Raw genomic sequence first — 9166 nt, 5'->3', positions numbered from 1 at the left:
AACTCGCCCCGGAGCCGCTCGACATCCCCCAGTTTCACACCCTGATGATGCCCACCACCAGGCAAGATCACTCAAGGTAACGAAGCACTACTAGGGGCTTTCCGCCGCGTATGCGGGGAAGGCCCTGACAGTGCTGAAAGGTAGAAAATCACTCATCAGGGCCTATGTGGTCAGCACTCGATGATGTTCACCGCGAGCCCGCCGCGCGCGGTCTCCTTGTACTTCATGTTCATGTGACCATTCGGCATCGTTCTTCCAGCCATTGCCGAACCTCCACTGGAGAGAACCGTAGCTGCTGGCCCACGCGGAAGCTCGGCATTCCCTCCTTGAGGTGATTGTCGTACACCCAAGAAGTAGGCTTCCCGAGATAGGCGGCAAGCGCCTTGACGTCCCACATCGGCTCACTCACGAACAATTCCTCTACGCTTGCTTCATCTGCTCGCGAGGACGGTAGTGAGGAATGGCGGCCGCACCAAGCGGGTGGAGGTCTGCCGGGCGACGAGGGCCCCGGAGTCAGCACCGATCCAGCACGACGCACCCGAACGGACCGGAACGGACGCCAGCGGAAGTCAGCACCAGGTCAGCACCAGCGCGTCTTCGCTCGATTTGCCTCACGCAGTCCGTGTCTCTGACCTGCATGTTTGTGCGGGAGGGCGCCGCGTGGTAAGGGGCGCCCTCCCATTTGGAGATCATCCGGCTCCTGAAACGGGCCATCGCCCGCGAGATGTTCCGCTGCCTGACCACCACGGTCACCGTTCCCGGCATCGCCGACCTGCGGCCTCTGCGCCAGTCCAAGAACATCACGCTCACCGCGGCCGCCCGTCACTTCGGAGTCTGGCCGACCTACACCGACGACTCCGTCTGGGAACCTCTCACCCCACCCACCGTCCCGGCAGGCGCCAGCGGCGGGGTACCGGACCCGGCACTGGACACGCCTGCCTATGCCCTGGCCGAACTCCTCACCGCGATCACCCGCCGCCAGCACGAACACCGCCGGCGCACCGCCGACCGTCTCACCGCCGTCCTGGACACCGGTTTACTGCCCGCCGAGCTGACCGAGATGGCTCCGTACTACCGGGCCAAGGCGTACAAGGACCTCAGCCAGAACGACGCCGCCCGCGCCGGAATGCAGCAGGTCTCCGAAACCGGCGGCCGCCTCGCCCTCAAGGCCCGCCGCGGTCTGACCAACCTGGCCCGCCTCGCCGGCGACTTCCCCGCCGCCCTGGCCGCCGTCCCCGCCCTGGGCTGGAAGGGCCGCCACCACCGCGTCCTCGGCGACATCCACTGGTCCCACGCCGACACCGCCCAAGCGGTCGCCGCCTTCGAAGCCGGCCGCGCCGAAGCCGAGCAGCACAGTGCCGTCGGCGAGCGCGCCATGACGCAGGTCCGCCTCGCCCTCGCCCTCTCCTTCGCCGACCCCGCCCGGGCCGGCGACGAGCTCGCTCTGGCCCACCAGCTCCTGAACGGCCTCGACCAGCGCTCCAACACCCTCCTCGCCCAGGTCGTCGCCCTGATCAAGGACGCCGGAACCGATGACGTCACCGCCCGCGCCCAGGGCCTGCACGCCGACATCGAGGCTGCGGGGCTCCCCTTCCTCCACCGGTTCGTGGAGCTCGCCCTCGCCTTCCACCACGCCGTCCGCGACGAGGACCAGGACCTGGCCGCCACCATCGGCCGCCTGCGCGGACTCACCGTCACCGGCGACTTTGCCTACTTCACCGATATCGCCCACTTCATGGCCGCACTCCCCCTCACCAACCCGTCTCCGGCACAGTGGCTGGACGGACCAGTACTCACCCGGGAACGGTGGCGGACCCTGGTCACCGCCCGCCGCCGTGCCCTGGGCGCACAGGACTGAGCGGCCGGCCCGACACCAGGAACAGCTATGGACCTTCAGGGCATAGGCGCGATGGGAGCCGTGCTCGTCGCGGCCGTGGGGATTCCCGCGACCATCCTGGTCGGCCGGTGACAGACGCGCGCCGCCCTGCGCAGCGCGGAGGCCACCTACCGCGCGGCTCTTGACCAGGCCGCCGCCCAGACGACGGCCACCCACGACCAGTGGCGTCGCGGCATCCGCCGGGACACCTGGGCAGCGTTCCTCCTCGCCATCGAAGACGCCATCAGCTCCGGTCACTCGGCACGCAGCGGAACGAACGAGGACTTCCCCTCGCTGCGCCGGGCCGTGAAGACGACGCTGGTGGTCCTTGAGCTCGAGGGGCCGCCTTCCGTCGTGGCGGCCGCCAACCTGGTACGGCGCACGTGCAACGACTATCTGGACCTCATCGAGGGCGACCTGCCGGCATCCCATTCCTGGAACACCCTGGAAAGGGCCGCCGAACAGGAACGGGTGAGCCTGTCCCCGGATGCGGCAACTCCCGTGCACGACGCACGGACAGCGCTCTCGACACTGGCCTCGCTGATGGACGGCGTCCGTGCCGCCGGAGGTCGCTTCGTGCCCTGGGGCCCCGATCCGAACACGGACCCCGAGGCCGTGTTCGGACAGATCGAGCGGGCCCACACGACAGCAACCGACGCACTCGACATGTGCCCGGCCATCCCCGAAAGCCAGGCACGCGTTCTCCTGCACGATGCCGCTCTTGGAGGGCGCTTCGAGATGGTCCGGCAGGTGGAGGACTACCTCGGCTCTCTCGACCAGGCACGAACCGCATTTCTCGACATCGCACGTGAACAGCTCGATACGGCACAGTGAGACCGCCGGTCCTGTTCAGGGCCGGCGGCCAACTGTGTCGTATTGAGCTCAGGCGTTGAAATCCAGTACCCGGACCGGCTCGCCCTTCCACCGCTGCGGAGCGGTGGTGGCGATGATCGCCCCGTCGGGGCGGTCCGCGGTGGGTTGCGCCGCGTACTGGCTGTGCGCCGCCGCCCATGTCTCCTGCCGGGCGAAAGCCAGCGTGGCCGGCAGATCCAGGTCCAGCACGGTGATGCCCGGCAGCGCCGCCAGGTGCTCGGCAGTGCCAGGACGCGCCCGGTCCGCCTCGACGAGGGCGCAGGCCGGGGCGTATAGGAACCAGCCGGCTTCGGCGTGGGCCCGGTGGATGAGGCGGGAAGCGAGGACGTTGCCCTGGCCGGCCGCGGTCATCGCGGTGTCGTCCAGGACGATGTGCATGGCGTCGCTCATCGGGCCGTCACCCGGGCCAGGCGCCGGTCGAGTTCACTGTCCAGGTCGTCCTGCTCGGAGCGGGTGGGCGCGTAGCCGTTCCACTCCTTCAACGCGATCCGGGCCTTCTCGGCGCGCTCGGCCGGGGTGAGCATGGTCTCGGCCAGGCGCGCCAGGTAGGCGCGCAGCGACAGGCCCTCGGCTGCCGCGATCGCGGCGAGGCGGTCCTTGGCTTCCTCGGGACCAGGACACCGACACCTGGAAGGAGCGCTACAAGACCCGCGCCGGCGTCGAGGGCACCGTCTCCCAGGCCGTCCAGCGCTGCGGCCTGCGCAGATCCCGCTACCTCGGACTCGCAAAGACCGCCCTGCAACACCAGCTCACCGGCGCCGCCATCAACCTCGCCCGCATCGACGCCCACCTGACCGACACGCCCCGAGCCCGCACCCGCACCAGCCACTTCGCAGCACTTCGCCCCGCCGAGCAACTGCTCGGCGGGGCGAAGTGATCAGCACCCCGAATAAACCAACAGCGTCCGGCTATCCGGTGCGGGGGCGCTTCGTTGTCATGTTTTCGGGAAGTCCCTGGCTTTGATCTTCGCCATCCGTCCGTCGGGGTGGTGCCAGACGATGCCTTCGCAGCCATCGACCGCTGCCAGGGCCAGCACGGTGCTACCGATCCCCTCGAAGGTCAGCTCTGACACTGAGACGTGCTGCGCCGCAGCGTGCTCGACGAGCCGGTGAACGTCGCCACCCTCGGGATTTCCGTTCACCTTCGGGCCGATCAGCTCGAAGGTCCCGGCGGTCCACTCGCTCGACCCGGCCGCCTGAAGGGCCTCTGCATGGAACTTCGCGAACGATGACTGGCCGATCGGCTCCCAGCCGATGGTCTTACCCGTCTCGGTGTCGACGGAGAGGGCTATGTAGGCCGGCGGTTCCGGCTTGCGGGGCTTCACTTCGCGACGCGCCCACCACTTGCCTGCTTCGTCGAGCATCACGCAGGTGCCGTCGTACTTGCGGGTGGCCTGCCCTTCGCCTGTGAGCACCCATTCGCAGCCGGGGGTCACCTTGGGCAGCACGTGCGCAGGATTGTTGTCGAAGTCGCGGACGAACACGGTGGGAATCTTCTGCATTCCGCGATCCTGTCGGTTGGCTGGCTTGCGTGCATCGGAATTTCGTTCAAGCCGCGTTCCGGCGCTCCGCCATGGGCAGTTGCAGCAACTCACCGTGCCCGTACTGCGTCCCGCATCGGGGGCATCGACAGCCGGGGGTGTCGAGGGTGACGCGGAGGGTCTGGCCGCAGGGGCAGGCGACGGGCACGGTGCGCGGCCGGCGCTCCCCCGACACCTGGGCCTCGCGCTGGCGGTGGATGAGCGACACCTCGCGCGCGGCCTCGTCGATGGCGGGGTGATTGGCCGTGACGTCGACCCGCTCGGGACGGAAAGAGCGAAGCCCTCGGTTCAGGGGCGGTCGTCGAAGGCGCCGTCCGGTAATGGTGCAGTCGGGGAGCTGGGCTACCTCTTCGATGTCGGGGACAAGTGGATGCACCGGCTGCGGGTGCTGCGCTGGACCCATCCGCAGGAGGACGCGCAGCTCGAGGAGTTCGACAGCCCTCTCGTCGGTATCCGCCCGCTGAGCGGCCCGCCCGGGCAGTGCTACCGAGGACGCGCCCGGCTGGCAGCACTACCTGTCACTCCCCTCCCTCGCCCAGGCCCGCCCCAGCGGTTCCCGGTCCCTCAGCCGGTAGCCGCCGTGGCACCCCCAGGTCGGCTGCACCCGCAGGCGGCGCAGCCGGCCTGCGGGTGGTCGGCGCAGCGCGGGCACGGTGGGCTCTTGGACCTCTTCGACGTCGGTGACCAGGATGGGCCGCCGGCCACGAGAGGAGCTCCGGGCGGAGGTTGGTGACTACCGCACGCGCGGTAGGCGGCGGCAGAGGCGGCATGGAAGGAACGGCTCTACGAGAGCCTCACCGATTCTCCGAGCAGCAGCCCAGGGCCTGCGAGTTCGGGGTGCGGGAGCGATGTCTCAGCCGCCTGTTGCGGATTCGGTGTCGGGCAGGGTGTCATCGGCTTCTCGTTGGCGGCAGTAGAAGCAGTTGACGTCGTCGGGGTGCGGGCCGACCAACGCGGTCAGCTGTTTCCACGGGGTGGTGCGGGGACCTGTTTCCACTAGCGCGTCCACCGCGGCGACGAGGGGCTCGTTGCGGCTCGGCTCCAGTCCGACGGTCAGAGTCGGCACGCCCGGATGCCACACGGCGTGCTTGACCGCGGCCGCGATCTCCGCAGGGCCGCCCTGGGCGGGCAGGAGAAGAATCTGGTCCTGGTCGGTGACGACGAAACCGAAAGCCGGAGGCTGCCCGTAGGTTGTGACGGACTCGCCGCGCAGCAGCACGACTTCGAGGGGAGTCCCGGTGGAAGGGCCGGGCGCGGGCATGGTGCGCGGTACGTGCAGAGCGATGAGCTCGGTGCCGGCTGATGTAGCGCACCAGGCCGGGCCGGCCGGTGCGGGCCAGGTGCCCAGGACGGATCCGGCCGCCGCGTTCGGATGGGAGTCCAGGGCCTCGAGAGCTCGGTGCGCCCGGAGGCTGCCGGTGTTCTCTGCGGGGGTGACCCGGTCAATAAACAGGGATCGAAGCGGGTGGGGCAGTTGGCCGGTGTCGCAGAGTACGGTCCCCGCACTGCCGGAGTCTCCGAGGAAACGCAGTGCTTCGCGTGCAAGGCGCTGGGACGGGGCATGGTCCATGACCCATTCCAGGCCTTCCCAGAAGTCACCGGTCATCTTGGGGGCGGGCGGCAGGACGAACTCCACGGGGACCTGCCAGATCGTGGCATCGCTGCCCTTGGGCAGCGCGCCATGGTCGGGGACACCTCCGCGACGCCATCCGGAGGTGGCGCTGTCCCACCGGGTGTTGCCCAGCTCCAGCACGGAGGCGCGCAGCGTGCCCTCCAGGCCGGCGGCGGCGCTCTCGCAGCGGCGGACGAAGGCCTGTGCCTCGCCCAGGGGCGGCGGAACGTGGTCGGCAATCCGCTGGGCGTCCGGTGCCCAGCTGGCCACGAGGGCCGGGGTGGCACAGCCGGGCGGCCACCACGGCAGGCGGTGCCCCAGGGCTCGGACCAGATCTCCCAGTTCGTCGTCGGCGGGGCGCATCTGGCGCAGGAGGCGGTGGAGGGAATCCTCGGTGCGGCCGCGGCTGTCGGCGTCGATGTCGTAGAGGTCGAGCATGCGCGCGTCTCCGGACAGGGGGCCGTACTGGGGTTCGGCGCGGGTGGGCAGCAGGACCAGGGTGCCCAGCAGGTCGGTGGTCGCGAAGTGATCGGGCTCGGTGCCGGCGAGGATGTCGTGCACCAGGTGCTGCATCGGGCTTCCGTGGGGCCAGGCGTGCGGCCAGCCGAGCAGGCGGCTCATCTCACCCGGGGCGAGCACGGTCGCCAGCCACACAGAGGGGCCACGCCCGTCGGGGGCCGTGTAGCGGGTGACGTGGACATCGACCGGCGGGTGCCGCAGTTCGGTGCCTCGGGTCGCTTCTTCCGGCTGGCACAGATGCAGCGTCTGCTGGCCCTCACGGTGCAGGTTCGGGCCGTCCGGGCCCGGCAGCAGTCACGACGCGGTACGCGGCGGGAGACGGCGGCCGGTCCTCGCGCGCCAACGGGCCACGGTGCCGCCTCGCCACAGGGGCCGCGCCTCGGTGCTGTCTGCGGCATCGGGCTCCGGGAGCGCCTCGGACCCGTCGGCGGTGCGCAGTTGGGACACCCGCCCGCTGGTCAGGCTGGCCAGCCGTGTGATGTCGGCGCTGCAACAGGAGTCAGGGAGCGATGGGTACGCGTCCACGGAAAGGTCACCACCTCAAACTAAACGAGTTGTTTAGCGCCGCCATCCGTTTTCGGCCGATACCTTCGGCCGGGAAGCCGTCAGCCGCACCGCGTGGTCCAGAGCATCGGGGTGATCGGGCGGCATCCCCGACCGCGGCCGTACTTGCGGGCGCATTCCCCGTTGGTCAGGACTTGCTGCTCCTTGACGTACGGTCACATGCCTGGGCTCAAACCTGCCGGAGCTCGGCATCGGTGTGCTGCTGTGGTCGATCCCTGGACGCCGCTGATCCGCGGCGGCTGACCGCTTCGGCTTGTCGCGCGGCTCTGCCTATGCTGCCGCTATGGGTTTGGATATCACGCTGTTCATGGCGGACTGGGAGAAGTTGAGCGCTATCCCTGTGGAGAACCGGGTCCGAGCACTGGATGACACGACCTGGCCACCAGAGCTCGACGGCGAGTACCCCCAGCGGTACGGACTGGCCGGCGGCTGGCTGTGGCCCCCGGATCGGGAGTCTGCATGGTGCGCCGAGTACGACTTTTCCACCACCACCGGCAGCTATCGCCCGCACGCCCAGGCGGGCGATGCATGGGACGACATGCGGCCCCTCGTCGACGCATCCGTGCGCGAGGCGATCGACGCCTTTCTCGTCGGTCTGATCTGGGACGCGAACCCGGCCGACGATCCTGCGCTGACGGGCGGCGGAGGGTTCTTCCCGCCGGCCACCGACCGCGGGCTCCTGCGCGTCCTCTTGGTGTGCCCGCCTGAGGCAGTAACCGGCAAGGCCCACGCCTGGAAGCGAGCGGTGTCCCAACTGGATGTGCTGCGCGAGCCGTTCGCCGCCGAGTGCGAGGGCTGGGCAGGACGCCCGGACACCTTCGAGGACTTCACCGCGCTGCTGCGTGAATGGGGCGCCGTGATCACAACGGCCGCGCGCCGCAGTTGGGGACTGGTGGGTCTGCCCTAGCAGTCCCTGCAGGTAGTCAACGGTGTCCTGCCACTCCTCGCGGCGCCACCCGCCCGGCCCGCGACCGCGGCCGCAGCGAGTTCATCCGGCGCGGACGGCCAGGAGCTGGGCGCAGGTGTAGGTGGTGAGGGGAGCGTCGTGCGGGCGGGCAGGGGCTGCAGGGTGTGGGTGAGCAGGTACGCGCTGCGGGTGCCCGGGGCGCAGTGCAGCGCGGGGACGCCGGTGACCGGGGCATACAGGAGGATGTCGGTTCCGGTGCCGGAGCCGTTGTCCAGCAGTGTCTTCTCCAGGACGGTGGGCAGCAGGCCCGGTTCGGTGGGGAGCGGGCGCCCGGCCCACTCCCGGGCGGTGGCGCAGACGCCCGGCCGTACTTCGGCCGTCTCGCCGGCGTGCCAGTCCCGGCCTCCGCTCCCTTCCGAACGATCCCGGTGACGTAGGCGGCCAGGTTGCTCAGAGTCTGCCGGGCTCTGCCCTCATCCGCCCGAGTGAGGGGCGATTCGTGTGCGGCGGGGCTGGGTGCGGCCTGCCTGTTGGGGTGGTTCAGGTGGACGACCCCGGGTGCTGGGGATGTCAGTGCCCTTTGGCAGGGTGGCCGTATGAGCAAAGTAGTCAATTACTCCATGGCGAACCGCGGGGAAGTTGCGCGTTTTCTGCCGGCCCTGGACCTGAGCGATGACGAATCGCGGCTCCTGGACAGGATGCGGGAGCGGGCGCGGGCACGCCAGGACGATCTCGATGCCCAAGAGGTGGACTGGGGACTGTCGGTTCAGGACGCGCTGGAAGAGCTGATTACCGGTCGGGCCGATTCCAGCGCGAGGTACGCAGGCAGCGCCTACTACGCAGCCCTCCAGATCATCATCGACCACAACGCATCCGACTCCGCCACCCTGGCAAGCTACCGAAGCCCCACCACTTTCTTCTCCGCTCTGGACGACGCGCTGAGCGCAGCTGGTGTCCAGGCGGACCTGCTGCCCTACCAGTACATCTACAGCGGTCCGCCCTCGGAGATCGGGTTCCGTATCCCCAGCCCCCTGGAGGGTTCTCCGGAGATCGGATACTGGCCGCTGGCGAAGGCCGGACCCGCGATAAAGGCCTACCGGGCGGTACTGGACCGGATCGACGCCGACCTGCGGTATGACCTGGAGGAGCTGATCAAGGCCCTCGACAGCTGGTACTCGGAATGGGCCGAGGGCCAGGGCACCTGGTGGTGGGCCGAAGACGGATCGATCTTCTTCTCCATCACCGGCTGAACCGGCCCCCGGGCGGCTTCCCCCT

At 69.5% G+C, this 9166-nt stretch carries 9 protein-coding genes and 1 pseudogene; 6 read left to right on the top strand and 4 right to left on the bottom strand.

All coding sequences use genetic code 11. From position 1 onward, the window contains the following. Positions 1 to 682 precede the first annotated feature (682 nt). Positions 683 to 1858 (top strand): hypothetical protein, encoded by a 1176-nt coding sequence (locus ACFVH0_RS36805; protein WP_385827512.1) that lies wholly within the window; start codon positions 683 to 685, stop codon positions 1856 to 1858. 324 nt (positions 1859 to 2182) lie between these two features. Then, positions 2183 to 2710: a hypothetical protein gene (locus ACFVH0_RS36800; protein ID WP_385827510.1), complete on the top strand. Its 528-nt coding sequence runs from the start codon at positions 2183 to 2185 to the stop codon at positions 2708 to 2710. A gap of 48 nt (positions 2711 to 2758) precedes the next feature. Here ACFVH0_RS36800 and ACFVH0_RS36795 read toward each other — a convergent pair whose 3' ends face one another. Both ACFVH0_RS36795 and ACFVH0_RS36790 read right to left on the bottom strand, forming a co-directional pair. After that, positions 2759 to 3139 (bottom strand): hypothetical protein, encoded by a 381-nt coding sequence (locus ACFVH0_RS36795; protein ID WP_385827508.1) that lies wholly within the window; start codon positions 3137 to 3139, stop codon positions 2759 to 2761. Beyond that, complete coding sequence (locus ACFVH0_RS36790) at positions 3136 to 3330, bottom strand: hypothetical protein (protein ID WP_385827514.1); 195 nt, start codon at positions 3328 to 3330, stop codon at positions 3136 to 3138. Before ACFVH0_RS36790 ends, ACFVH0_RS36795 begins: the two co-directional genes overlap by 4 nt. A 29-nt stretch (positions 3331 to 3359) precedes the next feature. On the opposite strand from ACFVH0_RS36790, the pseudogene ACFVH0_RS36785 reads away from it, so the two are divergent. Then, positions 3360 to 3626, top strand: a pseudogene (locus ACFVH0_RS36785) (transposase); the annotation flags it as partial. A 57-nt stretch (positions 3627 to 3683) separates the two neighbouring features. Here the strand turns inward: ACFVH0_RS36785 and ACFVH0_RS36780 are convergent. Then, positions 3684 to 4250 (bottom strand): DUF5565 family protein, encoded by a 567-nt coding sequence (locus ACFVH0_RS36780; RefSeq protein ID WP_385827506.1) that lies wholly within the window; start codon positions 4248 to 4250, stop codon positions 3684 to 3686. 146 nt (positions 4251 to 4396) lie between these two features. Here ACFVH0_RS36780 and ACFVH0_RS36775 point away from each other — a divergent pair, with 146 nt between their 5' ends. Further along, positions 4397 to 4528, top strand: coding sequence for a hypothetical protein (locus ACFVH0_RS36775; RefSeq protein ID WP_385827504.1), 132 nt, complete (start codon positions 4397 to 4399; stop codon positions 4526 to 4528). Positions 4529 to 5142: 614 nt separating this feature from the next. On the opposite strand, the gene ACFVH0_RS36770 is transcribed toward ACFVH0_RS36775, so the two are convergent. Continuing rightward, positions 5143 to 6474 (bottom strand): hypothetical protein, encoded by a 1332-nt coding sequence (locus ACFVH0_RS36770; protein ID WP_385827503.1) that lies wholly within the window; start codon positions 6472 to 6474, stop codon positions 5143 to 5145. Between the two features lie 793 nt (positions 6475 to 7267). Here ACFVH0_RS36770 and ACFVH0_RS36765 point away from each other — a divergent pair. Continuing rightward, positions 7268 to 7891 (top strand): hypothetical protein, encoded by a 624-nt coding sequence (locus ACFVH0_RS36765; RefSeq protein ID WP_385827501.1) that lies wholly within the window; start codon positions 7268 to 7270, stop codon positions 7889 to 7891. Positions 7892 to 8487: 596 nt separating this feature from the next. After that, positions 8488 to 9141 (top strand): hypothetical protein, encoded by a 654-nt coding sequence (locus ACFVH0_RS36760; RefSeq protein WP_385827499.1) that lies wholly within the window; start codon positions 8488 to 8490, stop codon positions 9139 to 9141. Positions 9142 to 9166: the final 25 nt, after the last annotated feature.

This window comes from Streptomyces sp. NPDC127117, assembly GCF_042677325.1.
GTDB lineage: Bacteria > Actinomycetota > Actinomycetes > Streptomycetales > Streptomycetaceae > Streptomyces.
Note: the sequence above shows the minus strand (reverse complement) of the source record. Positions and strands in the feature narration are given on the sequence as shown.